The sequence below is a fragment of the Methylocella tundrae genome (assembly GCF_901905185.1).
In the GTDB taxonomy this organism is placed as follows: domain Bacteria; phylum Pseudomonadota; class Alphaproteobacteria; order Rhizobiales; family Beijerinckiaceae; genus Methylocapsa; species Methylocapsa tundrae.
The window spans coordinates 191,940-218,287 of the sequence record NZ_CABFMQ020000087.1 but is presented as its reverse complement, the minus strand read 5'-3'; the positions used below and the strand labels follow the sequence as shown (position 1 = coordinate 218,287).

The window sequence follows — 26,348 nt, the reverse complement described above, 5'->3', positions numbered from 1 at the left end:
GATGTGTCCTTATCCGTTTTCATGGAATGACACGATCCGCGCGCAGACGAGCAAAGAGGTCGAAGAAGGAATCATCGGTAGCCTGGTAGTCGAGAAAGCCGAGCTTGCGGCTCTTCGTCATATCGGTGACGACCTCGATCGGGCGGCCGAGATCGGCGTCGGTATGCCAAGCTGAAGCGACGACCGAGAGGTCGGATTCGACGAGGCCATGCTTGCGGGCGATCTCCGCCCAAATCGGCGCCGCGTCGGCAAGCTGGACCTCTAACGGGATGCGCTCGCCGTCGAAGGGCGCCGGATCGAGGCCGAACCAGCCGGCGAGCCGAGGCCACATCCAGTTCCAGCGGAAGATGTCGCCATTGACGATGTTGAACGCCTGATCGCGCGCCGCTTCGGTCGTTGCGGCCCATTCGAGATGTCTGGCGAGCTGGCGCGCGTCCGTCATGTCGCTCAGCCCGTTCCATTGCGCGGCCGAGCCAGGGAAGCGGAAGGGCCTCCCCGTTTCGCGGCAGATCGTGGCGTAGGCCGCGAGGGTTGTTCCCATGTTCATGGCGTTGCCGAGCGCGTAGCCGATCACCGTATGCGGCCGATGCACGCTCCAGCCGAAGCCGTCGCGTTGCGCCGCGGCGAAAAGCTCGTCCTCCTGGGCGTAATAGAAATTTTCGACATTGAGGCGCGGCTGCTCCTCCCGGAACGGCGTCGCAGGCAACGCTCCCTTCCCGTAAGCCTCGAAAGGACCGAGGTAGTGCTTCAGCCCGGTCACCAGCGCGACATGGCGCACCGACCCCGTCGGCGAGAGCGCGTCGAGCAGATTGCGCGTCATGGCGCTGTTGACCTTGATGTTCTCCGCCTCCGTCGGCTGCCGCAGCCAGGTCGCGAGAAAGACATGAGTGGGACGCAACGATTCCAGAGCGGCCCGCAGCGACGCCTTATCCTGAAGATCGGCGGCGAGAGGAACGACCCCTTGCAGGCCGGAAGGCGGACGCCGCGCCAGCCCATAGGTCTTCCAGCCCTTTCCGGCTAAATGCCGGGCAAGCGTATTTCCCACGATGCCGCTGGCCCCGACCACAAGCGCCTGTCTCGTCATGTCCAAAGCATCTCCGGTGTCCCGCGCCGGCTCAAGGCGAGCGCCCGGCGGAGTATGTAAGCATCGGCAGCTTTCGCTCCAAACCGGGAACGCGGCAGTTCGCTGCGGCCCATTCCCGCAGCTGCGAGGATCACGTCGCGGCGGGCAAAGCCACATGTCGCCTTTTCTTCACGGCCTCCGCCTGCTATCTCGCAAGGATGACAACGCACGCCATCGAAAACATCCGCAATTTCTCCATCGTCGCCCATATCGACCATGGCAAATCGACGCTGGCCGACCGCCTCATACAGGCGACCGGAACCGTCGCCGAGCGAGACATGGTCGAGCAGGTGCTCGATTCCATGGATATTGAGCGCGAGCGTGGCATCACCATCAAGGCGCAGACGGTCCGGCTCGAGTATAAGGCGAAGGACGGCAAGACCTATATATTGAACCTCATGGATACGCCGGGCCACGTCGACTTCGCCTATGAGGTCTCGCGCTCGCTCGCCGCCTGCGAAGGTTCGCTCCTTGTCGTCGACGCCAGCCAGGGCGTCGAGGCGCAAACGCTCGCCAACGTCTATCACGCGCTCGACGCGGGCCACGAGATCGTGCCGGTCCTGAACAAAATCGACCTGCCCGCCGCCGAGCCTGAGCGGATCAAGCAGCAGATCGAGGATGTGATCGGGCTCGACGCTTCGAACGCCGTACTGATCTCGGCCAAGACCGGCATCGGCATCGACCTCGTGCTGGAGGCCATCGTCACCCGCCTGCCGCCGCCGAAGGGCGATGAGACGGCGCCTTTGAAGGCTTTGCTGGTCGATAGCTGGTATGACGCCTATCTCGGGGTCGTGGTGCTCGTGCGCGTCATCGACGGCACGCTGAGGAAACATCAGAAAATCAAGATGATGGGCGCCGACGCTCATTATGAGGTCGATCGGATCGGCGTGTTCCGTCCGAAGATGCAGGATAGGGCGGAGCTCGGCCCGGGCGAGGTCGGCTTCATCACCGCGCAGATCAAGCAGGTGGCGGACACACGCGTTGGCGACACAATTACCGACGAGCGCGGGCCCTGCGTCGAGGCGCTGCCCGGCTTCAAACCGGCGCAGCCTGTTGTCTTCTGTGGTTTATTCCCCGTCGACGCCGCCGATTTCGAGGATCTGCGCGCCGCAATGGGACGGCTTCGGCTGAACGACGCCAGCTTTTCCTACGAGATGGAAAGCTCGGCCGCGCTCGGCTTTGGCTTTCGCTGTGGTTTCCTCGGCCTGCTGCATCTCGAAATCATTCAGGAGCGCCTCGAGCGCGAGTTCAACCTCGATCTCATCGCGACCGCGCCCTCCGTCATCTACAGGATCGTGCAGCGCGACGGCGAAATCGTCGAATTGCATAACCCGGCCGACATGCCCGATCCAACCAAGATCGAAACGATCGAAGAGCCATGGATCCGCGCGACGATTCTAACGCCCGACGATTACCTCGGCGCGGTATTGAAACTCTGCCAGGAGCGGCGCGGCCTGCAGGTTGACCTCAATTATGTCGGCAAGCGCGCGATGGCGGTCTACGACCTGCCGCTTAATGAAGTGGTGTTCGACTTCTACGACCGGCTGAAGTCGATCTCGAAAGGTTACGCCAGCTTCGACTACGCGATCACCGACTATCGTCCCGGTGATCTCGTCAAAATGTCGATTCTCGTCAATGCCGAGCCGGTCGACGCGCTCTCCATGCTGGTGCATCGCGAGCGCGCCGAAATGCGCGGACGGGCGATGGTCGAAAAGCTGAAGGAGCTGATCCCTCAGCATATGTTCCAGATCCCGATCCAGGCGGCGATCGGCGGCAAGATCATCGCGCGCGAGACAGTGAAGGCGCTGCGCAAGGATGTGACGGCCAAGTGCTATGGCGGCGACGCCACGCGTAAACGCAAGCTGCTCGACAAGCAAAAGGCCGGCAAGAAGAAAATGCGCCAGTTCGGCAAGGTCGAGATCCCGCAGGAGGCCTTCATCGCCGCGCTGAAGATGGATAGCTGAAGGGTTGGCCTCGCTGCTCGCGGCGAAACCTTTTGATGCCGATCAATTGGAAGCGTAGAGTATCGCGCTAACCTTTGCATAAAAAGGGAGGGCGACCATGAGCGAGAAAGAAACGACAGCCGCGCGGCCACTCATTGATGACGAAGCCTTCATGTCCGTCGCCGACCTCAAGGCTTATGTCGCGGAGGTCGAATCAGCGAAGGCGTCGCAATCCTATGTCGCGATGCAGGCGGCCGATCAGGCGAAGAAGGATTTGATCGAAAGGCTTTCCAGGCCGATCGAACTGACGCCTGAAAAAATCAGCGCCTTCATGCATCGCGTGAAGCTCGCGGCAGAGCGTGGCGAGCGCGAAATGCTGATCGGACGATTCCCTTCCGAACTTTGCACGGACCACGGCCGGGCGATCAACAATACCGAGGAGGGCTGGCCCGAAACGCTGATCGGTTTGCCGCTCCAAGTGCACCAGATATGGAAGGACAAGCTTCAACCCCTCGGCTATGGGCTAAAGGCGATGATCATTGAATGGCCGGAGGGCTTTCCCGGCGACGTCGGAATGTTTCTGACCTGGAAGTAAGAGTGCAAGCCATGACCGAGGCCGAGCAGGACGCCGAGACGCAGGACAGCGCGGGCAAGCTGAAGCGCAGGCAATATGAAGCGGAGCTTGCAAAGCTTTCCGTCGAGATTGTCAAGCTGCAGGAATGGGTGAAGCGCGAAGGTAAGAAGGTCTGTATCGTTTTCGAAGGACGCGACGGCGCCGGCAAGGGCGGCGTCATCCGGGCCTTGACCGAACGCGTCAGCCCGCGGGTCTTCAAGATCATCGCTCTCCCTGCGCCGACTGAGCGCGAAAAATCGCAAATGCATATCCAGCGCTTTGTAACCCATCTGCCGGCCGCTGGAGAAGTCATGATCTTCGACCGCAGCTGGTACAATCGCGCGGGCGTCGAGCGCGTCATGGGTTTTTGCACGAAGGAGCAGACGGAGCAGTTTCTGAACCTGACGCCCGCCTTCGAAAAGCTGATGGTGCAGTCTGGAATCTATCTGCTCAAATATTGGCTTGAGGTGAGCCCGGAGGAGCAGACGCGCCGCCTCGAACAGCGCATCACGGACGGGCGGAAGATCTGGAAGCTGTCGGAGATGGATCTCAAATCCTACAGCCGCTGGTACGAATATTCGCGTGCGCGGGACGCCATGTTCGCTGCGACCGATACGCCCTGGGCGCCGTGGTACGCCGCCAACTCCGATAACAAGAAGCGCATGCGCCTCAATGTCATCAAGCATCTTCTCGCCCATATCCCTTATGAGGACGTGGAACGCAAGAAGGTCGAGCTTCCGGAACGTCAGAAGCCGGAAGGCTACAAGGAGCCGGACTATCCCTTCAGATGGGTTGAGGAGGCATTCTGACACTGGCGCCGGCTGCGGCTCCGAGGCGATCGCGTTTTCCTGCGAGCCGTCACGCCAGAAGTCCCGCCCATGTCGCAGCGATTGCGAAGACGAGACCGGGCACGACGCGTTCGGCGAAGGGACGCGTCCCAAGGGTCAAGGCGAGCACGATTTTGGTTGCCGTGTTGCTTGTCATGGCGAGGACGATCGGCAGCGCCGCATCGGCGGGCGCAAGCTTGCCGGCCGCCGCGAGCGAGGCGACCGAAATGGCAGCGCTTTGGCTGTCGACAAGGCCCGCGGCCACCACTCCGATGAGAATCCCTGTTTCCCCGAGCCAATTTTTCAGCCCCGCCGCGGCGACAAGCATGACCGACATCGTGGCGGCGAGCAGGACGGCGGCCTTGATGCTGAACGCGGCTGCGGGTTGGTGATTTTGCGCTTCGCCGTCGTGGAGGGCTCGCATCGTGAAGATCGCGCCGTAAATCACGGCGGCGCACCCTCCCGCGATGAGCGCCGGGGCGAGCGCGCGAAGGGTCGGCAGGCTCACCGCCGCGACGACCGCTCCCATCACGGTGAAAGTCGCAACCGTAGAGAGAACGGCGCCCGCGGCGGCGGGCCTCATCAATGCGGGATCTTTTGCGGCGACGCCAGCCATCGCGCCGATCGCGGCCGCGCTTGACGCGAAGCCCGAAGCCAGCCCGGCGAGGGGCAGACCGAAGCGCGCGCCAAGGGCCCGCTGCGCGATATGGCCGAGGGCGCCGACCGCCAGGACAAGGATGACAAGCAGCCAGATCGATCGCGGATTGAGCGACTCGAAAGGCCCCATATAGCGGTTCGGGAGCTGCGGAAAGACCACCAGCGTCGCCGCAGCGAAGACAAGCATGTCGTTGACTTCGGTCCTGCTGAGAATTGCCGTCGCAAAACTGTGGATAGGGGCCTTGGCGGCGAGAAGAATGGCGATGACGACGCCGACGGTGGCGGCGAGGGCCTCGTCCGTCACCGCGAGCGCGCCGAGCACGGGCATGAAGGCGAGCGCGACCTCGGTCGTGAGGCCGGGGTCGCCGACCGGCGTCCGCAGATAGGACACCGCGACGAGAGAGGCGACGCACCCCGTTACGATCGCCAGCAGAAGCAAGCCGCCGATATGAAAAGCGACGGCGCCGAGCAAAGCCGTGACAGTGAAGGTCCGCACGCCGGCGGGTCCCCTCGACGGACCGGCGCCTTTACTGCGCTCGCGTTCGATGCCGATCAGCAGCCCGAGAGCAACGGCGACGGCAAAACCGGACAGGGGCGGTGGAAGCCAGAGCATGCGACTTTCTCATACCTCACAGTTTCTTGTAGAGCGCAGAGGCGTAAAGCGCACGCGGTGATTACTGGTCGCGATCGATCGCCTGTCTCTTCTTCACCCTCCGAGATAGGCGGCGGAGATGTCGTCATGCTCCAGCATTTCGCGGCCGGAGCCCTGCAATTTGATCCGCCCGTTCTCCAGCACATAGGCATGGTCCGCGATCTCCAGCGCGGCGTGGGCGTTCTGCTCGACGAGGAGAATGGTGCGGCCTTCGTCTTTCAACGATTTGATGATGGAAAAAATCTCTTCGACGAAGAGCGGCGCGAGCCCCATCGATGGCTCGTCGAGGAGCAGCAGCTTCGGGCCGGCCATCAAAGCGCGGGCGATCGCCAGCATCTGCTGTTCGCCGCCGGACAAAAGCCCCGCGCTCTGAGAGAGGCGCTCTTTCAGCCGGGGAAAGCGGGCGAGCGCTTTTTCGCGCCGCCTTTCGATTTCGGCTGCGTCGCGTTCGAGATAGGCACCCGCGAGAAGATTTTCCGCGACGCTCATCTGCGCGAAAATCTGCCGGCCTTCAGGGACATGCGCGATTTTCTTTCGCGCGATGACATGAGCCGGACGATTGGTCAAAGTCTCGCCGTCGAATGTGACGGAGCCGGCGCGGATTTTCAGAAGTCCGGAGACGCCACGCAGGATGGTGGTCTTTCCGGCGCCGTTGGCGCCGATGAGGCAGACGATCTGGCCCGCGCCGACAGCAAGATCAACGCCCTTGACGACGACGCTGGCGCCGTAGCCGATCTCAAGGCCGCGCGCATCGAGCAAGACGGCGCTCATGTGCCAGCCCCACGCAATTCGCCGGCGCCTTTGACGCCAAGATAAGCTTCGATGACGGCCGAATCCGCGCGCACCGCCGCGGGCGCGCCCTCAGCGATCTTGCGGCCGAAATTCAAGACCGTGATCTTGTCGCACAATTGCATGACGAGGCTCATATCATGCTCGACGAGCAGCATGGAAACGCCGCGCCCCTTGATCTGCAAGAGCAGGTCTTTGAGCGCGGCGGTCTCAGCCGGATTCATGCCGGCGGCTGGCTCATCAAGAAGCAGCAGCTTCGGCGTGGAGGCAAGGGCGCGCGCAATCTCGAGCCGACGCTGATCGCCATAAGACAAGGCGCCCGCGGGCCTATGCGCCGCGGCGGCGAGCCCGACGAAAGAGAGCAGCTCTTTTGCTTCGCGCAGAGCGGCGCGCTCCTGCGATCGAAACTGCCCGAGCCGCGTCAAAATCTCGAACAGCGATTCGGCGACATGCAGATGCATGCCGGTCAGCACATTTTCCAGCGCCGTCATTTGCGTGAACAGGCGAAGATTCTGAAAGGTGCGGGCCAGCCCGCGCCGCGCGCGGCGATCCGGGGAGAGCGAATCGATTCGCGCGCCGTCGAGCCGGATCGTCCCGGCCTGTTGTTTGTTAAGCCCGGTGACGAGGTTGAAGAAGCTCGTCTTGCCGGCGCCGTTCGGACCGATCAGCGCGTCGAGGCTGCCGGCCTCGAGGGTAAGGTCGAGGCTGTCGATCGCCGTGAGGCCGCCATAGCGCAGCGTCAACGCCTCGATCTGCAGAAGGGCGGCGGTCAAGCGCGCGCTCCAATGCGTCTCGCGCGCCAGGGAAGAATGCCGTGCGGCATATAAAGAACGGCGATGACGATGATGAGGCCGTTGATGACGAGCCGAAAGTCCTGCAGCGGACGCAAGACTTCAGGCAGTAGCGTAAGCACCATCGCGCCGGCGAGCGGACCAAAGGGCGAACCGACGCCGCCGAGAAGCGCATAGCTCAAGATCGTTACCGCCGCGTCAAAGCCATAGTCGTTCGGACTGATGAAAGAGGACGCATGGGCGTTGAGCGCGCCGGCGAGCCCCGCGAGCATGGCCGAGACGACGAGAGCCGCCATCTTGTAGCGGGCAAGAGGGATGCCGCTGACGGAGGCCGCGATCTCATCCTCGCGGATGGCTTCCATAGCGCGGCCGATGCGGGAGCGCGTGATCAAAACCAGCGCCAGCAGCGCCGCTCCAAGGCACCCGTAGATGAGCGGGAAATCCGCCTTGACGGGAATGCCGGAAAGGCCGAGCGCGCCGCCCGTCACATCGGATTGAATGAGGAAAATGCGCAGAATTTCGCCAAGACCGATCGTCGCTAGCGCGAGATAGACGCCGGATAGCCGCAAGGTCGGCACGCCGATCGCGAGCGCGATCGCCGCGGGAATCAGCATGGCGGCGGCGAGCACGAGAGGGAAGGGCAGGCCGGAATGCAAAGTGAGAAGGGCCGAGGCATAGGCCCCGATCCCCATGAAAGCGGCCTGGCCGAGCGACAATTGCCCGATCGCCAGCACAACATACATGCTGAGCGCCAGCAGCCCATTGACGCCGAGAGAAGCGATGAGGCTCTGATACGTCCAGAGAAAATCGCTAAGGTCAAAGCCAGTCATATTGCGGCATGTCGAGATCAATCTTCATCCGGTGCTCCCTGGCGCGGACAAGATCAAGCTCTCGCGAAGACGTCAAGACTCACTCTCGTGGATGCGAGGATCGTATCCGGGCGACGGGGAAAAAATTTGCCGCTATTCCTCGCGCCGCGCCAAGCGCGCCCGGCCGGGCGTTTCGGGCGACCAGAATTTCAGCTTTCGATCGTGTCTGCGAACGCTCGGGCCAACCGCACCGCGAGGGCGCGCGCGTCGGTCTTGAGCCTTTCGTCAGCTTTCGGCTTGATCCGCTCGTTCCGGACAGTGACCTCGACCGCCAGCACGCTCCCGCCAACGTCCTGTTCACGCCATGTGAGCTTGGCGCGGACATGGTTTTCATCGAGCGGCAGCAATTCGATTTCGAGGCCTTTGTTCATGGTCCCCCCGGTGAAAAGCTGCGGCGGTCGTTAGAAATCAGATGCCGTAAGATGACAGAAGCTCTGGCGGCGCCGTGCATAGGCGCTGAGGGCGGCCCGCTCGATCTGCACACGATTGACGTCGAACGCCTCCAGCAAGGAAGCTTCGTTCCGTCGCACCTGGGGGCTGATCCGCTCGAGCGCCTCCTCATCCAGATGAAAGGCGATTTCGAATGTGGATTCATGACCCCAAAAGCTGACGCATCGCTTGACGGGATCGTAACTGCGGCTGGCGTTGGGGAAATGGAGCGTCATCGGCTTCCTCCAGAAATGCGCAGGCGCCATGAGAGTCGCAGACTGCGCCGCTGATCCCCAGTCAGCGCGGCGAACGGCCTTGGTTGTTTCAGATGATCAGCTTGCGCCCGCGATTCACTCAAACATGAAACGCGGAGGCGTGAAAGCACCGATTGGACGCCGCGCCGGTTTCCATGGGCGCGGCGCTCGATCACGCCGGGACGTCGAGAGACGCCGAGGCAGCGGCCAAGGGCGTCGTCGTGGCGGCCGGTTGCTTGCGGAGCCACGCGCCGACGCCCGAACTGTCGGAGGTAAACTCGACGCCCTTCATTTCGAGCGCTTTCTGGATCAGCCCCAGCGTCATGGCCTGAACGCCTTGGCCGGCTTCAAATCGCGTTATCGTGTTTACGGAGACGCGGGCGGCTTCGGCCAGTTCGCGGGCGCCAAGCGAAAGCCCGGCTCGAGCCATCCTACATTGATCGGGGGTCATTTCCTTGCCTCTCTGCGCGATGTCGCGCGCCGGTTCTTTAGGTCCGTTAATTCATTCTGGTCGTGCGCGCGCCGCAACTGCTTCATCGCCTTCCTGGGGCTGGGCTTCTCGTTGCCCGGCTCCGGCGTCATATCGGCTTGCAGAGCCTCGATCCGCCGCGTGAGGTCGGCGACCGCCTCCGAACGAATTTTGAGCCTGACGCCGACGCCTCCGCCGTCTTCGCCCAGAAACTCGACGCCCGCCGCTTCAAGAGCATCGCGCAAAGCTTTGATCGTCGCGACTCGGGTTTCCGACAAATGCCCTTGCATGCGTTCAAGGCGCTTGACGGTTTCAACTGACACGCCGGAGGCGGCCGCGAGGGCCGACTGTTCCATGCGGAGCATGGCGCGAGCGGCGCGAAGCTGTTCTGCTGTCAAGCTGCGCCTCATTGGCAATGAAGGGTGAGATTACCTGTGAAGTGTAAATAATACGCTACGGGGGGTAAATCAAGGGGCGGAAAGACTGCGTTTCGGCTTGACCTGATCGCAGCCGCAGTTCTTGCGCCTCAAGTTCGGGTTTCGCGCGCCCCCGAACGAGGTTCTTGCCTTGCATCGCCTTCGGCGTTCGAGTGTCAGTTGCTCGCGCGGATCGTCTGCGGGCGGGCTGGCGAGCGCTGGCTTAGCGAGCCGCTCGCCGTTGTTTCACCAGCAGCGCCGCGCCCAATGCCAGCCATAGGGGCCGAGCACCCATCGCCGGGCGCATCCGCCATAGCCGTACCCTCGGCCTTGTGCATAGCCCCATCCGCCGTGCCCCCATCCGCCGTGCCCCCATCCGCCGTGCCTCCATCCGCCGTGCCCCCAATGGCCGCCGTGACGCCCGCCTCCATGATGCCATCCTCCGCCATGATGACGCCAGCCGCCGTGGCGATGACCGCCATGGTGGTGTCCGCCATGATGGTGTCCTCCATGATGGCCGTGGCCGCCATGCCCGTGACCGCGCGCGAAGGCCGGGCTCGCTGGAACCGAGGTCACGCAGAGCATAACGGCCGTGACCAGAATGTTGATTGCGCGCATGGGGGCTAACTCTTTGGCAGCCGCAGGTCAGTGCGAAAAACACGGCCCGGCTGCGACAGATGAAGAAATATCACATTTGATTGCGGAGGCCAGAGATCAAAGCCATGCGCCGATTAGATTTCACCGGCCGATGATCCGAAAGGGAAGCAAAGGAATTCCGCCGTTCCGCTCAGTCGTGGAAGAGAATTTGAGCGGCGTTCCGGATGCGTCAGGCGCGTCTCGCGCTGGGCCGGCCGAAGAGGCCAAGCGGGCGTATCCACAAGGTCAGCACAAGGAGCAAAAAGCCGACCGCCTCCTTGTAGACGGAGGAGACATAGCCGGCCGTCAGCGCCTCAAGCACGCCGATGAGCAGTCCGGCGATCAGCGCGCCGCCGATGTCGCCGAGACCGCCGAGAATGATGACGGCGAAGCCCTTGAGCGTCATGGCTTCGCCCATATAGGGCGTGATGGCGTTATATTCGAGCGCGATCAGAACGCCCGCGGCGCCGGCGAGCGCACCCGAGACGAAGGAGACCTGGCTCATGATCGCTCGGGTGTCGATTCCCATGAGTTCCGCTGCGTCGGGGTTTTCGGCGAGGGCGCGCATGGCGAGGCCGGTCCGCGTCATCCGCAGCAGCAGGACGAGGCCGAGAGCGAGGGCGGCGACCGTGCCGACGATAAGGATTTGCGCCAGAGAGACGCTTGCGCCCTGGAAAGTCCATGGCGCGCTATCGACGAGGCCGATGGGAAAGCGGCGAATCTCGGAGCCAAACAGCGCCGTCATTCCCGAATAGAGGAAAAGCGTTGCGCCGAGGGTGACCATCAGCGAGGCAAGCTCGGGCGCGCGGACTTTGCGCAAGCGCGAGAGCAGCAGAAAATCGACGACGACGGCGATGAGCCCGGTCGCGATTGCCGCCGCCGGCAGGGCGATCGCGAGGGGCGCGCCTTTGATCGTCGCAAAGAGGGCGATATAGGCGGCGGCGGAGAAGTAGAATCCATAGGTCAGATTGACGACCCCGAGCACGCCGAACATCAGGGTGAAGCCGAGGGCGAACAGCGCAAAGGCTGATCCCGCGACGAAGCCATTGATGATCTGCTGGAGGAGCATGCTGGTCCGCGTGGCTCTTTGCGCCGCTATTTCAAGATCGTGAATTTGCCTTGCGCGACTTCGAGAACGAGGACGCCGGACGTCACTGCCGGATCGCGCTCCGGCGTAAAGGCGAAGGCGCCCATAACGCCATCAATTCTGGTTTTCAGAAGAGCCTCGCGAATGGAATCGCCGGTCAAATCCTTTGCTGCATTCAGCGCGCTCGCCACGATCTTCAAAGTGTCGAACGCCTGCGCCGCGAACTGATCGGGATCGGCGCCGTATTTGGCGCGATAGTCGGTGATGAATTTTTCATTCAACGGATCGCTTTTGCCGACGAACCATGGACTGCCGACGAGCAGCCCGTCGGCGGCGGCGCCGGCGATTTCGAGCACCTTGGGCGAATTCATGCCATTGCCGCCGATAACCCGCACGGAGGCCGGAAAACCCAGCGCCTGCTTGGCGAGCAATATGCCAGCGCCTGCGTCCGCCAGCGCCGAGACGACGATCGCGTCGGGGTTGAGGCTCTTGATCTTGGTCAGTTGAGCGGAGAAATCCGTATCCTTGGCGCCGAAGGTTTCGGTCGTCAGAACCTCGATGTTCAGATCCGCCAGCGCCGTCTTCATGACGTCATAGGCCGATTTGGTGAAGGCGTCGTCGCGGCCATAAAGCACCGCGACCTTTTTGACGCCGAATTTTTCACGCGCGGTGCGCAACGTCACGGGGATGACGTCTGCCTCCGGCAGCGAGGTGCGAAACACATAAGGCCCGATGGCGGTGATGCCGTTCGCTGTCGTCGAGGTGCCGATGATCGGGGTCTTGCGCTCGATGGCGAGCGGCGCGACGGCGAACATCTCGGTCGACAGGGTCGGCCCCAACAGCAGCGGAACCCTCGCGCGGCCGAGCAACTGGCGCGCGGCGTTGATCGCCTGCTCCTTGCTCCCGGCCGAATCCTGGTACGCGATCGCAAGCGGGCGCCCATGTACGCCGCCTGCGCGATTGGCTTCCTCGACCCCGAGATCGAATCCCTGCTTGATCGAGACGCCATATTTGGCGTTGGGGCCGCTCAAAATCTCGATCGCGCCGACAGTCACCGGGTCCGAGCCCTCAGCCAGCGAGAGCTGTGGGAGAGCAAGACAGCCGGCGAGGGCGCAAAAGCGGAACAAGGATCTGATGAGTCGATGCATCGGGCGTGATCGCGGGCGTGAGTGGGGCGAACGGCGGAGTCGTCGCAACGGTCTAAACCGAAGCCGGGCCGATTCCTAGGGCCGGATCGGATGGCTTTCGATGCACCCGCCGCGCCATGATTCGATCCAACCTCCCAAATCCGTCCCTCATCAATAGGTTCGAGCATGATGTCGCCCGAAAACCGGTTTCCACTTTTGGGCGCCACGCCTTGGGGCGCCATGCCTTGGGCGCCTCGGATGGATGAGACCATTCGGTCGACTGGATGTTCCTGCAAATTCAAAAGCGTGAGCACATCCCCCTCGATCAGCATAAAACAATCCGATTGGAGCATGCCCTGGTCATTTGGCGTCCGCGAGACCGCGCGGCGCCTTGCAGAAAATCGGCGAAAATCCCCAGGCGATCGCTTAACCGTGACTGAAAGACGGCGGAACTATGGTGTTCTGTCAGGAGTTAGTTCCGAGAGGGCCAATTTCCAAAGGAGAACATAATGAAACGCTTAGGTGCATTGACGAGCGCCGCTGCTGTTTGCGGCGCGCTTGTCATCAGCGGTCCGGCCTCGGCCTTCGGCGGCGGCCACGGCGGATTCGGTGGTGGTGGTTTCCACGGCGGCGGGTTTGGCGGTGGTTTCCATGGCGGCGGCTTTCGCGGCGGCGGGTTTGGCGGCGGCTTCCATGGCGCTGGTTTTCGTGGCGGCGGGTTTGGGGGCGGCGGCTGGCATGGCGGCGGCTGGCGTGGCGGTGGCTGGCGTGGCGGCGGCTGGAACGGCGGTTGGAACCGCGGCTGGAACGGCGGCTGGAATGGCGGTTGGGGTTATAACGGCTGGGGCTATGGATTGGGCGCGGGCCTGCTCGGCCTTGGCCTCGGCTACGGCTTGGCCAGCACTTGGGACTATGGCTACCCTTACGATACTTACGGCTATTATCCCGGCTACGCCTATGGCTACCCGGGTTACGCCTATGGCAACTATTCTTATGCGCCGGGGTATTACACAACTCCCGGACAGGTGGCGACGACCGCTCCTCTCGTGACGGGGCGCAGCGTCGCGACCGGCAATGCCGGCGACTTCTGCACAACGCCGGTGAAGACCTGCCAACTCTATCACACCTCCTTTGTCGGCAACGGATGCTCGTGCAAGGTGCCGGGCGGGCGGGCGAGGGGATCGGTCACGCCCTGACCGTCAAAGGCCTGAAAGAAATGCGCAGCGGCCGGTTTATCCCGGCCGTTTTTTTGGCTCAGAGCCCAAAATAGGCGCGGTACCAGGCGATGAAGGCTTCGACGCCGTCAGCCAGAGGCGTCGTCGGCCTGTAGCCAGTCAGTTGAAACAGCAGCTCGGTATCGGCGAAGGTCAAGGGCACGTCGCCCTGCTGCATCTCCAGAAAATTGCAGGTCGCGCGCAGGCCCGTCGCCGCCTCGATGGCGGCGATGAAATCCATCAGTCCGACAGGGCTTTGCGCGCCGATATTGACGACCCGCCAGGGCGCGACGGGCGACAGGCTGTCTATCCCAGGCGTCGGGGAAAGCCTCGCATCGACGGCGGGAGGACTATGCGCGAGCAGCCGAACCATGGCTTCCACGAGATCATCGATATAGGTGAAATCCCGCTTCATTTTGCCGTGATTATAAACGTCGATCGGACGCCCTTCGAAGAGGGCCGCGGCAAACTTGAAGAGCGCCATGTCCGGACGTCCCCAAGGCCCATACACGGTGAAGAACCGCAGCATTGTGACCGGAATCTTGAACAGATGCGCATAGGCGTGCGCCATCTCCTCATTTGCCTTTTTTGATGCTGCGTAAAGCGTCAGGGGATGATCCGTGCGATCGGTTTCCCGGAAGGGTATCGAGGCGTTGGCCCCGTAGACCGATGAGGTCGAAGCCATCAGCGCGTGACGCGGCGGCGACTGGCGCATCAGTTCCAGGAGGTTGAACGCTCCTACGAGATTGGCGTCGACATAGGCGCGGGGATTGTCGAGGCTGTACCTCACCCCCGCCTGCGCGGCGAAATGATAGACGGCGTCGAAGCCGGCGCCATAAACGTCTTTAAGCGCCGCGAAGTCTTCAAGCAGGATCGCATGGCCGCGAAAACGGGGGCTCCGCTGCAAAATCTCATGCCGCTTCAGCTTGAGCTTCGGGTCGTAATAGGGTGTGAAGCCATCGACGCCGACGACGTCGTGGCCGTCGGCGAGAAGGCGGGCGGCGGTATGGAAACCGATGAATCCGGCGCTGCCGGTTACGAGAATGCGCATGGTGCAACAAGCTGGAGGCGAAACGGATTTGACGGCCTGCTAGAAGCTGACTAAAGCAAAAGACCGAATGACGAGTGATCCCCTCGCATGTTTCGTACGCAATTGCCAATCCAGGCCCGCATTCACTTCGAATTGACGGCGAAATCGCGAATTTCGGACGCCCGCAGCATCGCTGAGACCATCTGTCGCTTGAAAAATGCTTTCCCGGAAGACTACGAAGGAATTACAAAGCCCCGCGCTAGGAACTTTGTCGCAATAGAGCCTTGAGCGGAGGTTTTTCCGCCCATCCGGACATTAGCGCCGGATCACAAGGGAATGATCTAATGGAGTATCGGCGCTTCTTCGATGACGCGATTTCGAAGCTGAAGGGTGAAAGGCGCTATCGCGTTTTTGCCGATCTGGCGAGAGACGCCGAAGCTTTTCCCCGCGCATTGTGGCGACGCGGAGAAGGACCCGAGAATTCCATCGTCGATGTCGTGGTCTGGTGCTCCAACGATTATCTGTGCATGGGCCGCCATCCGAAAGTGATCGAGGCCATGAGCGCCGCGGCTGCGGCGCATGGGGTCGGCTCCGGTGGAACCCGCAATATCTCCGGCAACAATCATCCGATCGTCGAACTCGAGGCCGAGCTCGCCGACCTGCACGGCAAAGAGGCCGGTCTCGTCTTTACCTCCGGCTGGATTTCAAATCTCGCCGCCATTTCAACGATCGGCGACATTCTGCCGGACTGTCTCATTCTTTCCGATCAGCTCAACCATAATTCGATGATCGAAGGCGTGCGCCGCTCGAAGGCGGAGCGCAGGATTTTCCGCCACAACGATCTCGCCCATCTCGAGGAGCTCCTGGCGGAGGCCGGGCGCGAGCGCGCCAAGCTCATCGTCTTCGAGAGCCTCTATTCGATGAATGGCGATATTGCGCCGATCAATGAAATCGCCGATCTCGCAAAGCGTTACAACGCCATGACCTATATGGACGAAGTCCATGCGGTCGGGCTTTATGGCGCGCGCGGCGGCGGCATCAGCGAGCGTGACGGCGCAATGGCGCGGATTGACGTCATCGAGGGCACCCTCGCCAAGGGATTTGGCACGCTCGGCGGCTATATCACCGGCGATTCGGCGATCATCGACGCTGTGCGCTCCTATGCGCCGTCCTTTATTTTCACGACCTCACTGCCGCCGTCCATCGCGGTCGCCGCCAAGACCGCCGTCAGCCTGCTGAAGCGGGCGGAGGGCGCCGAACTTCGCGCGCGGCATCAGCGCCAATCAATGCTGACCAAGCACGCGCTGAGCGCCGCGGGCCTGCCGGTGATGCCGAATTCATCGCATATCGTGCCAGTCCTCGTCGGCGACGCAGAGCTTTGCAAGGCCGCCACCGACATGCTGCTTGATCGCCATTCGATCTATATCCAGCCGATCAATTATCCGACGGTGGCGAAGGGAACCGAGAGGCTGCGAATCACGCCGAGCCCGCTGCACACGGACGCCCACATCGCCGATCTTGTCGAGGCTCTGGTCGACGTCTGGCAGACTCTGAAATTGCCCTTCGTCGAAGAGCCGAACGTCGTCGAATTCCGGCGCGAGAAGGTCGCTGTCGACCCGCAATGCACCTTCCCGGAATTCAAGCGCGCGGCCGAATAGGCGATCGTCAACTCCGGTCCCGGAACGATTCCTGCAAATCGTTCCACGAAAATTGCCTCGCTGATCGCCGGCAGACGATGCGGCAGGCGCGGAAGAGGGCGCTCCAGCCCTTTTCCGAGCCAAGGTCGTTCGCGTCCTTCAGCCTCGGCGCATGAGCCTGGATTAGCCTCTCTCTCGGCCGTACGGGCTCGTAATCGAGCAGCAGCAAGCGCCAGTCGATTGCGATCGCGGCCAGTTGCGCGCAAAGGCGTTCAAGCGAATCCTCCAGATCCTGTCCGGTTGGGTCATGCTCATGCAGCCGCTGGCGCACGAACAGGGTTGTTCCGGTCGCGCAGTCGGCCAGCAGGCGCGCGTGAAGCGCCGTATATTTTTCCTGTAACCTCTCCGCGATCGTTTCGACGTCGAGCGCGAGAAAATCTACATTCTTGCCATATTCATGCAGATGGACCGTGCGGGAGAGATAGGAATAGAGCGCTGGCTCTCCGCCGTAATTGGGAACCTTCATGATTTGTTCGGGCGCGAAGCAGGCCGCCGCGCCTTGATCGAGCACAATCGAGACGCTTGGCAGCGGCGTGATCCACCAGTCGAATGGATAAGCCCGGCCGGAGCGGCCGAGCCGGCGCCCCTGAAACGCGACTTCGCACAGCGCGCCAAGGCTGATAATGCGATCGACGACCAGGCGCGGCGCGGATGGAAGGAGGGGTCGCCATAAAGGACGCATCATCCCTTCGCACCGGCAGGAACCACTTTCTTGGCCTCAACGGAATCCGTTTGCGTCAAATCCTGACACATGACGCCAAAGTGTTGCAGGTTTTTCGTACAAACATCATGCGATAAAACAAAAGCCTGTTCTAGGGCGCGAGCCCATTCTGGGCGGCGAGCTGCGCCAGGTCCGTCTGCGGCCTTGCGCCGAGGTGCTGGATGATCTCGGCGGCCGCGAGAGCGCCGAGTTTTGCGCAGCTGACAAGATCGCGCTCCTTTGTGTATCCCGCCAGAAATCCCGCCGCGAAAAGATCGCCGGCGCCTGTGGTGTCGACGACTGTTTCGACCGGAAAGGCGGGCGCGGTCAGAATCTCCGCGCCTTTGACGATGACGCAGCCTTGCTCCGACCGCGTGACGACGCCGAGCACGTTATCCTTCTGGAGCTGGGCGACGGCGGCGCCGAAATCGGCGGTCTCATAGAGAGAATGCAATTCGCTTTCATTGGCGAAAATAATCTGCACGGCGCCCGAGCGCATCAGCCCCAGAAATTCGTCGCGATAGCGATCGACGCAAAACGAATCGGACAGCGACAGGGCGACTTCCCGTCCGGCGGCGCGGGCGATTTTCGAGGCCTTGACGAAGGCTGCCTTGGCGGCTGGCGGATCCCAAAGATAGCCTTCGAGATAGGTCACGGCCGACTGCCTGACGAGATCCTCGTCGACGTCTTCTTCCGCCAGATCCTGACAGGCGCCGAGAAAGGTGCTCATGGTGCGCTGGCCATCAGGCGTCACGACGATGAGGCAGCGCGCGCTCGCCGTTCCCGCATCAGCCGGCGGCGTCGAAAATCCGACCTTGGCGGCGCGGATGTCATGGGCGAACAGGCCGCCGAGGTCGTCGGCCTTGACCTTGCCGATGAAGGCCGCCTCGCAGCCAAGGCTCGCAAGGCCGATGATCGTATTGGCGGCTGAGCCGCCCGAGACGATCGTCGCCGGGCCCATCGCCTCGAAAAGCTGTTCGGCGCGCGCCTCGTCGATCAGCGTCATGCCGCCCTTGCGCAAGCCCTGCGCGATGAGAAAATCATCGTCGGCGCGGCTGATGACATCCACGATGGCGTTGCCGAGGCCAAGAACGTGATAACGGCAGGAGGTCATGAGCGGCTTTCTTTAGGTTCGGGTTGCGGCTTTGAAATTTAGCCGATGCGGCGCGGGAGTCTACCGATCAAGCGCGCTTTCATGCCAGCGGGCGAGCATGGCGCCCGAGAGCGCCGACAGCATGGCGAAGATGGCGACGCCGGTCAGCGAGATCAGAAAGAGGGCCGCGAACATGCGGGGAACGTTTAGTCGGTAGCCGGCCTCAATGATGCGAAAGGCGAGGCCGGCGCCCTTGCCGGCGGCGCCGGCCGCCAGCTCCGCGGCGATCGCGCCGACGAGCGCAAGGCCGCCGCCGATGCGCAGGCCGCCGAGGAAATAGGGCAGGGCGGCGGGCATTCGCAGCAAATACAGCGTGCGCCAGCGCGAGGCGCGATAGAGCGTGAAAAGATCGACAAGATTGCGATCGACCGACGCAAGGCCCAAAGCGGTATTTGAAAGGATGGGAAAAAAGGCGACGAGGAAAGCGCAGACGCGCACGGCGCTCGCGGCGTCGAGATAGATGAGAAGCAAAGGCGCGATGGCGATGATCGGCGTCACCTGCAAAATGATCGCGACCGGCAAAAAGGCCCGCTCGACCCATTTCGATTGCGCAAAAAGGGCGGCCAGAAGGACGCCGCCGACGACCGCCAACGCCAGCGCTTCGAGCGTCGTCGAAAGAGTGACAAGCAGCGCGGGAAAAAGAATCGCGCGATCCGTCGCGAGCGTCGTCAGCACCAGCGTCGGCGCCGGCAGAATATAGGGCGGCACATTGTAAAGGCGCACCAGCGCCTCCCAGACGATCAGCGCCGCCGCGAGAACCACAGCGGGCGGCCCGAGGCGGCGGAGCCAGTCCGGCGCTCTCATGACGCCGCTCCATCGTGCATCGCCCGCTGCAATGCTTGTGAGGTCCGCTGGCAGAGCAGGGCAAAGGCCGGACTCGAGCGAAAGTCGTCGCGCGGCGCGTCGTTGGCGATTTCGGCCGTGATGCGGCCGGGTTTTCGCCCCATGACTGCGATGCGGGTCGAAAGATAGGCGCTTTCATAGATCGAATGCGTGACGAAGACGATCGTCGCGCCGCTCTCCTCCTTGAGACGCAGCAGCTCGTCGTTCAGCTGGAAACGCGAAATTTCGTCGAGCGCGGCGAAGGGCTCGTCCATCAACAAAAGCAGAGGCCGCAGCACGAGCGCGCGCGCGATGGAGACGCGCATGCGCATGCCGCCCGACAATTCGCGCGGATAGGCCGTCTTGACATCGGCGAGACCGACGAGCTCCAAAGCCTCGCTGACCGCCAGTGCGGCGGACCGGCGGCTCTGGCCGCGAAGGCGCAGCGGCAAATAGACGTTGTCGAAGACGCTGCCCCAGGGCATCAGGGTCGGGTCCTGGAAGACGAAGCCCACAGCGGCCGCGACATCTTCAAAGCGCCGGATCAATTGACCGGAGCTTATCGCGTCAAGCCCCGCGATCAGCCGCAAGATCGTCGACTTGCCGCAGCCGGATGGCCCGAGCAAGGTCAGGAGTTCGCCGCCGCGGATTTCGAGATCGACGCCTTCGAGAGCCGTCACGCCATTGGCGAAGCGTTTGCCGACGCCGCGCAGGGAGACGAGCGCGCGAGATCCGCTCATCTTCAGCATGGCGAACGCAACAGTGGAGGACTCATGGATGCGGCCTGAGATCGAGGCCCACGCCCTTGTTGACGAATTGCAATGTATAGGCCCGGTCGTAGGCGAGATTTTGTTTGAAAAGCCCGGCCGCGACCATTTTTGCGAAGAAACTGTCGATGCGCTGTCCCCTCATCGCGCCGACGCCGAGTTTTAGAGCGGCGCCCGAATCGACGATGCCGAGATCCCTCATCCTGGCGACCGAATAGGCGAGAAGGTCCGCGCTGATGTCCGGGTTGTCGCGACGGATCAGCGCATTGGCCTTGGCGTTATCGCCATAGATGTAATGCATCCACCCGATGATCGAGGCGTCGACGAATCGCTGCACGAGGTCTGGGTTTTTCTCGATCAGATCGCGCCGGGTTTCGATCAGGGTCGAATAGGAATCATAGCCATAGTCGGCGATAAGAAAGACATTCGGCTTGAATCCGCCTTCGCGCTCGATCTCAAAAGGTTCTGACGTCGCATAGCCTTGCTGAATCGAGTTCTTGTCACGGATGAAGGGCGCGGCGTTGAACGCATAGGGCTGGACCTTGTCTTCCCTGAAGCCATAGGCCGTCTTCAGCCACTGATAGACGGAGACGAAGGCGTCCTTGCCGATGAAGGCGGTCGCTTTCGGAAGATCCTCCATGCGGTCGAGGCCGACGCCCGGATGCGACATCAAAATGAAGGGATCTTTTTGAAACATCGAGGCGACCGCGACGATGGGGATATTTTCGGAGGCCGCGTCAAAAGTCTGGATCAGATTGGCGCCGAGATTGAACTCGATCTTTCCGGCCGCCAGCAGCAGCCTGTTGTTGGTCTGCGGGCCGCCTTGCAGGATCGTGACGTCGAGGCCGTATTTCGCATAGGTGCCGTCGGCGAGCGCCTGATAGAAGCCGCCATGTTCGGCTTCGGCGAGCCAGTTGGTGGCGAAAGTGATCTTATCGAGCGCGACGGCCGGGATCGCGGCCGTCAGCATCGAAGCAAAGCCAAGAAAGAGAGAAAGAATCTGTCTCAACGGAGGGCTTTCTTGAGCGCTTGGCGTCGCGGGCAGCGCGGCGCGCTTGCTTTTTTGCTTGCGCCTCGAAAATATGCAAGCTCTGGGCCCTGAGCCCGCCGCCGCGCCAAAAGGATCACCAACGCGATGCTGCACACGCGGTTCTGGTCGGAGATGAGCTGGACCGACTTTGACGAGGCCGATATGGACGACGTCATCGCGGTGCTTCCCCTCGCCGCGATCGAGCAGCATGGCCCGCATCTGCCGGTCGGCGTCGATTCCTTCATCATGGAAGGCTATATCGCGCAAGTTCTCGCGCGTCTGCCCGCCGAACTGCCGGTTCTTTTTCTGCCCGTTCAGACCTCAGGCTGCTCCATCGAGCACAGCGATTTTCCAGGCGCCCTCACGCTCTCGGCGACGACCGTCATCAAGGCCTGGACGGAACTCGCCGAATGCGTTTATCGCGCCGGCTGCCGCAAGCTGGTGCTGCTGAATTCCCACGGCGGCAATGTCTCGATTCTCGACATTATCGCGCATGACCTTCGCGCAAGGCTCGGCATGTTTGTCGTGATGGCCACCTGGCATCGTTTCGGCGCGCCGGACGGGCTCTTTTCGGACGAAGAAAAGCTGCATGGCATTCACGGCGGCGACATCGAAACCTCCCTCATGTTGAGCTTTCGTCCCGACCTCGTGCGCTTTGAAGAAGCAGGTGATTTCACCTCCGGGAGCATCGCGATCGAAAGCGATTTCAACTGGCTGCGCGCGGGCCGGCCGACCGGCTTTGGCTGGATGAGCCAGGACCTTTCCGAATCGGGCGCGATGGGCGACGCCAGCGCCGCGACGGCGTGCAAAGGCGAAGCCTACGCCGATTATGGCGCGACGGCTTTCGTCGAGCTTTTGCAGGATATCGAGGGTTTCGACCTGTCGCGGCTGAAGCCGGGACCGAGCGGGTAATTGGACCCGCTTCAGCCAGCTCCTGCGGAATTTATTCCAGTTGGATAGAATCTGAACCTTACGGTAGGAAGCGACGCAGCCGGGCGATTAAATCAGCTGGCGCGAGGCGATGAATGTCGCAACGGCCGAACGGCAGATGGTCATCGAGCAGACTTCGATCCGATAATTCAGCGACTTCAGTTAATGCTCCGCCCCTCCAATCAATGAAATTTGTCGTAACATTTGGGCAATGATTGCTCAACGCCAATCGTCAAGGCCAGGCATGCTTTCTAATTGCCATCCGGCGGCAGCGGCTTCTGGAATCGCAGCGCCTCGCCGCCATCCTCATAATAGTCCTCAATGCGGTCGAAGACGCGATAGCCGTTCTTTTCGTAAAGAGCGATCGCGGCGGCGTTGTCGGTGCGCACTTCGAGCCGCATAAAATCAGCGCCATGCGCCTTGGCGGCGCGCTCGCTGGCGTGCAGCAGGAAGCGGCCGAGGCCGCGGCCATGCTCGGCCGGATCGAGTGCGATGGAATAGAGCCGGGCCTTCAGCGATCCCTTGCGGAAGCCGATAAGGCTATAGCCGCGGATATGATCGCTCGAAGCCAGCACCAGCATCAGCGACGTCTTGACGGTCAGAAAATAGCGCAGGCTCCGGCGCGACAGCCGATCGCCATCGAAAACCGCGTTCTCGATCGCCTCGATCGTGGGCAGGTCCGCGGGCGTCGCCGGCCGCACCATCATCCCGTCGTCTCCAAATCTTGCCGCAGCCTATTCGGCTCGCCACGGGTAAGTCCATGTCTCGGTCAGCGCCCGCGAGCCCGTGCGCAGAAAGGCGCGAAGATCCGTCGACTGGCCAGCCTCTAACTGCACGTCGAGCGCCGCCCGGAAACCTTTGGTGTGGGGATTCGGCACGATGAAAGAGCGCACGATTTTGCCCTGGCTCGTTGAAGGAACGACTTCGACGAGGGACGGGTCCGCTGAATAATAGGGCAGATCGCCGCCGACGAAATCGATGATGAAGCGGCGCGAGCCAGGCGTCACAGGCTCTGCCGATCCGAGCGCCGCCGCAGTCGTCTGATAGGTGTTGAGCGCTCGCGCGTTCGGGGAAAGCCGCGAAAGATTGAGGCTCGCGGTCAGACGGTAGCCGTAGCTGAAGGGCTTGTTTGGTTCCGGAGAGTCTTTCGGCGTAAAGGAGGCGACGATATTGTCGTTGGTCTCGTGTTCGGTCGGCAGCTCGACGAGATCGACATGGCCTTCGCCCCAGCTGTCGCGCGGCTCGACGAAATAGCTTGGCCGCAGTTCATAGGCGAGATCGAGATCCTGATAATGCTCGAAATCGCGGTCGCGCTGGAGCAGGCCGAAACCTTTGATGTCGTGATCGAAAAAGGATGAGCTCTCGGGCTTTGCCGGATTGCGCAGCGGACGCCAGATCCATTCGCCGGTGCCGGAGTGAATCAGCAGCCCGTCCGAGTCATGCAGTTCAGGACGAAAATCATCGTTGAAGCGGTGGTCATTTTCGCCAAGGAAAAACATCGAGGTCAGCGGAGCTAGGCCGAATTTGACGTTGGCCTTGCGGGGAAACAGGGTGGATGAGACCTCGATGGCCGTATCGGCGCCCGGGTAGACGTCGAACCGGAAGGCCCCCGTGGTCGAAGGGCTGTCGAGCAGGCCGTAGATCGTCGCCCGGTCGGCGTTGGGTTCTGGCGTCTCGATCCAGAATTCGCGGAAGAAGGGGAACTCCTCTTCGTCGGTTCCGGCTCCGATTGCGAGCGCCCGCGCCGACATGCCATAGCGTTGGCCCCGGCCGAGAAAACGGAAATAGCTGGCGCCGAGGAAGGCGATCGTCTCGTCGAAAACCTTGGGCGAATTCAGCGGATAATGCAGGCGAAACCCGGCGAAGCCCAGATTGACCGGCAGTGGCTTCTCGGGCTTGGTGCGGCCATAGTCGAAAAGGCTGGTGGTGAAAGGGATCGGAGTCGGGATCCCGTCCCTGATCGTATTGATCGTCACCGGCCGTTTGAACAGATGGCCAAGATGGAAAAGCTGCAGCCGGAACTGGCTGCCGTTGCCGGCGAGAAAAGCCTTGTCCGGCCGGAAGCGGATGTCGCGCCAAGCGTCGAAATCGAGCTTGCTTAGTGCTTCCGGCAGCGGCGCGACGGCGGCGTCGAAGGGGGCGGTCGCGAGATCGCGCGCGCGGCGCAGGACGTCCTCGAAATCGAATTTCGGTGGCGGCGGCGCGGCCGGCTGGCCCGGTTGCGCGGTGGCGGATTTCATATGCGTGGTCAATGCGCTCGACGCGACGAGGCCTTTGACGAGCGTGCGGCGGGTGAGATCGGTCATGAGCAATCAGGCTTTGAAAGGTCGCGGATCGCGCGGCGGACGATTGATTGAGGGGATTTTAGTTTTCATGGGGGTAATGGGCTTTTGGCCCCGCAGCAAGGCATATAAGGCATCCGGCACAGCGGATTTCGAATTTGAAAACGGCTAATAGCGGTTTCCCGCGGCACACCCCTATGGATTGCAATTTCGCGGCGGAAATGCGCATTCCTTTCAATCAATTTAGAAAAAAATGCTTGTGTTCCGCGCGAATCTCCCTATTTCTGCCTTTGCCCATTTTCGCACGTGCCTGTGGTCGTGTGTCGGTTGGCGGGGATCCGGACAAGAGGCCGGTTAACCGCCTGAAAAGGACCGACAGCCGGAGGCGAACCGGCGAACCCCGCCAAACGGGGGACGCGACTTAAAGCAACGACGGACCGGGCTTTTTCGTCTCTGCCAGCCTCCAAAGCTGGCTTACCGAAGAGGCTAGTCTATCTTGCCGGGCGTGCGGAGGGGATTTCCCACTCCAAGCGAAGGCCATGAACACTCTGGACGGCGTTTTTGCGCTCGGCCCGTGGTGTGATTGTCCAACGGCGCAGCATCGGATCGGCGACGCTCCGCGAGGTCTTGCCTCGTGGAAACGGAGTCGGTCGCGAATGGCGGGTCAACTGAACCTTTCGCGTCTCCAAAGCGCGGACGGATCTTCAGCATCGCCTTTCACCCCGAAGTTTGTTCGTTTCGGTGCGGAATGCCCGCACCCTTCGAAGGGATGCCGCGATGACCGATCGTATCCTCGAATTTCTCCGCAACCGCCGCGAAGACGGGCCGTGCCTTGTGCTCGACCTTGATGTCGTGCGCGAGAACTATATGTCTTTCGCGCGCGCCCTGCCGGATACGCGCGTCTTTTACGCGGTGAAGGCGAACCCTGATCCGCGCGTGCTCGAGCTGCTTGCGAATCTCGGCTCGTGCTTCGACGCGGCCTCCGTCGCCGAGATCGAGCAGGCGCTCGCAAGCGGCGCGACGCCGGACCGCATCAGCTACGGCAACACGATCAAGAAAGAACGCGATATTGCGCGCGCTTTTGAACTTGGCGTTCGTCTCTTCGCCGTCGATTGCGAAGCCGAAGTCGAGAAGATCGCCCGCGTTGCGCCCGGTTCCAAAGTGTTCTGCCGGCTGCTCTGCGACGGCGCCGGCGCCGAATGGCCGCTGTCGCGTAAATTTGGCTGCGACGTCGAACTGGCGCCGCGGGTGCTGGAGCACGCGCATCGCCTCGGCCTTCAGGCCTATGGCCTGTCGTTCCATGTCGGATCGCAGCAGCGCAATCCTGGCCAGTGGGATGGCGCGCTGAAGGCCGCCTCCATGATCTTCCGCGATCTCGCCGATCGCGGCGTCGCGTTGCAGATGGTCAATCTCGGCGGCGGGTTTCCGACCAAATATCTGAAGAACGTCCCAGCGGTGAACGCCTATGCGCAATCGATCATGCAGTCTCTGCGCACCCATTTTGGCAATCACATTCCAGAGACGATCATCGAGCCGGGCCGCGGCATGGTCGGCAACGCCGGCGTGATCGAGGCGGAGGTCGTGCTGATCTCGAAGAAGTCCGACGCCGACACGGTGAAGTGGGTCTATCTCGACATCGGCAAGTTCAATGGGCTCGCCGAGACGATGGACGAGATGATCCGTTATCCGATCCGCACGCCTTTCGACGGCGATGCGACGGAGCCTTGCGTTCTGGCCGGGCCGAGCTGCGATTCGGTTGACGTTCTCTACGAGAAGGATCCTTACGACCTTCCCGTCAGCCTTGAGATCGGAGCGAAAGTTCTGATCGAGGGAACGGGCGCCTATACGACGACCTATTCCACCGTCGGCTTCAACGGCTTTCCGCCGCTCAAATCCTATGTGATTTGAACGAGTTTCAAGCTGCTGGCCTGAAACGGCGCGAGGAACGCGTTCTCGCCCGCCGCATCCACTCTCTTTGTCCCGTACGGCCGGCAGGCGCTTGAAGCGCCTGCACGGTGCGAGGGTCGTCACGCATCCCGGC

Annotated in this window: 27 protein-coding genes and 1 pseudogene; 8 read left to right on the top strand and 20 right to left on the bottom strand. The window is 62.0% G+C overall.

The annotated features are described in order from the left end of the window. Positions 1 to 19: 19 nt before the first annotated feature. On the bottom strand, positions 20 to 1,084 hold the full coding sequence (locus MPC4_RS13505) for an SDR family oxidoreductase (protein ID WP_174512962.1): 1,065 nt from the start codon (positions 1,082 to 1,084) through the stop codon (positions 20 to 22). Between the two features lie 197 nt (positions 1,085 to 1,281). Between MPC4_RS13505 and lepA the strand changes: the two genes are divergently transcribed. The 3 genes from lepA to ppk2 all read left to right on the top strand — a co-directional run bounded on the left by lepA (position 1,282) and on the right by ppk2 (position 4,488). Further along, positions 1,282 to 3,087 (top strand): translation elongation factor 4, encoded by a 1,806-nt coding sequence (gene lepA / locus MPC4_RS13500; protein WP_174512961.1) that lies wholly within the window; start codon positions 1,282 to 1,284, stop codon positions 3,085 to 3,087. A gap of 97 nt (positions 3,088 to 3,184) precedes the next feature. Next, positions 3,185 to 3,661 (top strand): hypothetical protein, encoded by a 477-nt coding sequence (locus MPC4_RS13495; protein WP_174512960.1) that lies wholly within the window; start codon positions 3,185 to 3,187, stop codon positions 3,659 to 3,661. 11 nt (positions 3,662 to 3,672) lie between these two features. Further along, entirely contained in the window at positions 3,673 to 4,488 is an 816-nt protein-coding gene (gene ppk2, locus MPC4_RS13490; RefSeq protein WP_174512959.1) for a polyphosphate kinase 2, read from the top strand. Positions 4,489 to 4,537: 49 nt separating this feature from the next. On the opposite strand, the gene MPC4_RS13485 is transcribed toward ppk2, so the two are convergent. The 11 genes and pseudogenes from MPC4_RS13485 to MPC4_RS13435 form a co-directional block, all read right to left on the bottom strand. Then, on the bottom strand, positions 4,538 to 5,776 hold the full coding sequence (locus MPC4_RS13485) for an MgtC/SapB family protein (RefSeq protein WP_174512958.1): 1,239 nt from the start codon (positions 5,774 to 5,776) through the stop codon (positions 4,538 to 4,540). A gap of 93 nt (positions 5,777 to 5,869) precedes the next feature. After that, positions 5,870 to 6,586, bottom strand: coding sequence for an ABC transporter ATP-binding protein (locus MPC4_RS13480; RefSeq protein ID WP_174512957.1), 717 nt, complete (start codon positions 6,584 to 6,586; stop codon positions 5,870 to 5,872). Further along, complete coding sequence (locus MPC4_RS13475; protein ID WP_174512956.1) at positions 6,583 to 7,377, bottom strand: ABC transporter ATP-binding protein; 795 nt, start codon at positions 7,375 to 7,377, stop codon at positions 6,583 to 6,585. The genes MPC4_RS13480 and MPC4_RS13475 overlap by 4 nt, the downstream gene beginning before the upstream one ends. Further along, entirely contained in the window at positions 7,374 to 8,225 is an 852-nt protein-coding gene (locus MPC4_RS13470) for a branched-chain amino acid ABC transporter permease (protein WP_174512955.1), read from the bottom strand. The genes MPC4_RS13475 and MPC4_RS13470 overlap by 4 nt, the downstream gene beginning before the upstream one ends. A gap of 188 nt (positions 8,226 to 8,413) precedes the next feature. Continuing rightward, positions 8,414 to 8,635, bottom strand: a complete 222-nt coding sequence (locus MPC4_RS13465; RefSeq protein ID WP_134486765.1) for a hypothetical protein — start codon at positions 8,633 to 8,635, stop codon at positions 8,414 to 8,416. A gap of 30 nt (positions 8,636 to 8,665) precedes the next feature. Continuing rightward, positions 8,666 to 8,929 carry a DUF1488 family protein gene (locus tag MPC4_RS13460; RefSeq protein ID WP_174512954.1) on the bottom strand — a complete coding sequence of 88 codons (264 nt, stop codon included), beginning with the start codon at positions 8,927 to 8,929 and terminating at the stop codon, positions 8,666 to 8,668. 190 nt (positions 8,930 to 9,119) lie between these two features. Beyond that, positions 9,120 to 9,398: a helix-turn-helix domain-containing protein gene (locus MPC4_RS13455; RefSeq protein WP_174512953.1), complete on the bottom strand. Its 279-nt coding sequence runs from the start codon at positions 9,396 to 9,398 to the stop codon at positions 9,120 to 9,122. 185 nt (positions 9,399 to 9,583) lie between these two features. Then, positions 9,584 to 9,826 (bottom strand): annotated as a pseudogene (locus MPC4_RS21790) (helix-turn-helix domain-containing protein); the annotation flags it as partial. 182 nt (positions 9,827 to 10,008) lie between these two features. Then, on the bottom strand, positions 10,009 to 10,362 hold the full coding sequence (locus MPC4_RS13445) for a hypothetical protein (RefSeq protein WP_174512952.1): 354 nt from the start codon (positions 10,360 to 10,362) through the stop codon (positions 10,009 to 10,011). 296 nt (positions 10,363 to 10,658) lie between these two features. After that, on the bottom strand, positions 10,659 to 11,537 hold the full coding sequence (locus tag MPC4_RS13440) for a branched-chain amino acid ABC transporter permease (protein ID WP_174512951.1): 879 nt from the start codon (positions 11,535 to 11,537) through the stop codon (positions 10,659 to 10,661). A gap of 26 nt (positions 11,538 to 11,563) precedes the next feature. After that, a complete protein-coding gene (locus MPC4_RS13435) occupies positions 11,564 to 12,703 on the bottom strand; it encodes an ABC transporter substrate-binding protein (RefSeq protein WP_174512950.1) in 1,140 nt (379 codons plus the stop codon). A 488-nt stretch (positions 12,704 to 13,191) separates the two neighbouring features. Between MPC4_RS13435 and MPC4_RS13430 the strand changes: the two genes are divergently transcribed. Beyond that, positions 13,192 to 13,878 (top strand): hypothetical protein, encoded by a 687-nt coding sequence (locus MPC4_RS13430; protein WP_174512949.1) that lies wholly within the window; start codon positions 13,192 to 13,194, stop codon positions 13,876 to 13,878. A 58-nt stretch (positions 13,879 to 13,936) separates the two neighbouring features. Here the strand turns inward: MPC4_RS13430 and MPC4_RS13425 are convergent, their stop codons facing one another. Continuing rightward, positions 13,937 to 14,947 (bottom strand): NAD-dependent epimerase/dehydratase family protein, encoded by a 1,011-nt coding sequence (locus MPC4_RS13425; protein ID WP_174512948.1) that lies wholly within the window; start codon positions 14,945 to 14,947, stop codon positions 13,937 to 13,939. 323 nt (positions 14,948 to 15,270) lie between these two features. Here MPC4_RS13425 and hemA point away from each other — a divergent pair, with 323 nt between their 5' ends. After that, positions 15,271 to 16,584 carry a 5-aminolevulinate synthase gene (gene hemA / locus MPC4_RS13420; protein WP_174512947.1) on the top strand — a complete coding sequence of 438 codons (1,314 nt, stop codon included), beginning with the start codon at positions 15,271 to 15,273 and terminating at the stop codon, positions 16,582 to 16,584. 7 nt (positions 16,585 to 16,591) lie between these two features. Here the strand turns inward: hemA and MPC4_RS13415 are convergent, their stop codons facing one another. The 5 genes from MPC4_RS13415 to MPC4_RS13395 form a co-directional block, all read right to left on the bottom strand. Next, on the bottom strand, positions 16,592 to 17,305 hold the full coding sequence (locus MPC4_RS13415; protein ID WP_210253644.1) for a DUF1796 family putative cysteine peptidase: 714 nt from the start codon (positions 17,303 to 17,305) through the stop codon (positions 16,592 to 16,594). A gap of 130 nt (positions 17,306 to 17,435) precedes the next feature. Further along, on the bottom strand, positions 17,436 to 18,437 hold the full coding sequence (locus tag MPC4_RS13410; protein ID WP_174512945.1) for an adenosine kinase: 1,002 nt from the start codon (positions 18,435 to 18,437) through the stop codon (positions 17,436 to 17,438). Positions 18,438 to 18,497: 60 nt separating this feature from the next. Next, positions 18,498 to 19,280: an ABC transporter permease gene (locus tag MPC4_RS13405; RefSeq protein WP_174512944.1), complete on the bottom strand. Its 783-nt coding sequence runs from the start codon at positions 19,278 to 19,280 to the stop codon at positions 18,498 to 18,500. Continuing rightward, entirely contained in the window at positions 19,277 to 20,038 is a 762-nt protein-coding gene (locus MPC4_RS13400; protein ID WP_425312474.1) for an ABC transporter ATP-binding protein, read from the bottom strand. The genes MPC4_RS13405 and MPC4_RS13400 overlap by 4 nt, the downstream gene beginning before the upstream one ends. Before the next feature lie 31 nt (positions 20,039 to 20,069). Further along, positions 20,070 to 21,035 carry an ABC transporter substrate-binding protein gene (locus MPC4_RS13395; RefSeq protein ID WP_174512995.1) on the bottom strand — a complete coding sequence of 322 codons (966 nt, stop codon included), beginning with the start codon at positions 21,033 to 21,035 and terminating at the stop codon, positions 20,070 to 20,072. A 165-nt stretch (positions 21,036 to 21,200) separates the two neighbouring features. Between MPC4_RS13395 and MPC4_RS13390 the strand changes: the two genes are divergently transcribed. Further along, positions 21,201 to 22,007: a creatininase family protein gene (locus MPC4_RS13390; protein ID WP_174512942.1), complete on the top strand. Its 807-nt coding sequence runs from the start codon at positions 21,201 to 21,203 to the stop codon at positions 22,005 to 22,007. A gap of 269 nt (positions 22,008 to 22,276) precedes the next feature. Here the strand turns inward: MPC4_RS13390 and MPC4_RS13385 are convergent, their stop codons facing one another. Then, positions 22,277 to 22,732 (bottom strand): GNAT family N-acetyltransferase, encoded by a 456-nt coding sequence (locus tag MPC4_RS13385; RefSeq protein WP_174512941.1) that lies wholly within the window; start codon positions 22,730 to 22,732, stop codon positions 22,277 to 22,279. Between the two features lie 27 nt (positions 22,733 to 22,759). Continuing rightward, positions 22,760 to 24,331 carry an OpgD/OpgG family glucan biosynthesis protein gene (locus MPC4_RS13380; protein WP_174512940.1) on the bottom strand — a complete coding sequence of 524 codons (1,572 nt, stop codon included), beginning with the start codon at positions 24,329 to 24,331 and terminating at the stop codon, positions 22,760 to 22,762. Here MPC4_RS13380 and MPC4_RS13375 point away from each other — a divergent pair. Then, positions 24,330 to 24,479, top strand: coding sequence for a hypothetical protein (locus tag MPC4_RS13375; RefSeq protein ID WP_174512939.1), 150 nt, complete (start codon positions 24,330 to 24,332; stop codon positions 24,477 to 24,479). The two genes, MPC4_RS13380 and MPC4_RS13375, sit on opposite strands and share 2 nt — an antisense overlap. Positions 24,480 to 25,084: 605 nt before the next feature. Then, positions 25,085 to 26,215, top strand: coding sequence for a type III PLP-dependent enzyme (locus tag MPC4_RS13370; RefSeq protein WP_174512938.1), 1,131 nt, complete (start codon positions 25,085 to 25,087; stop codon positions 26,213 to 26,215). Positions 26,216 to 26,348: the final 133 nt, after the last annotated feature.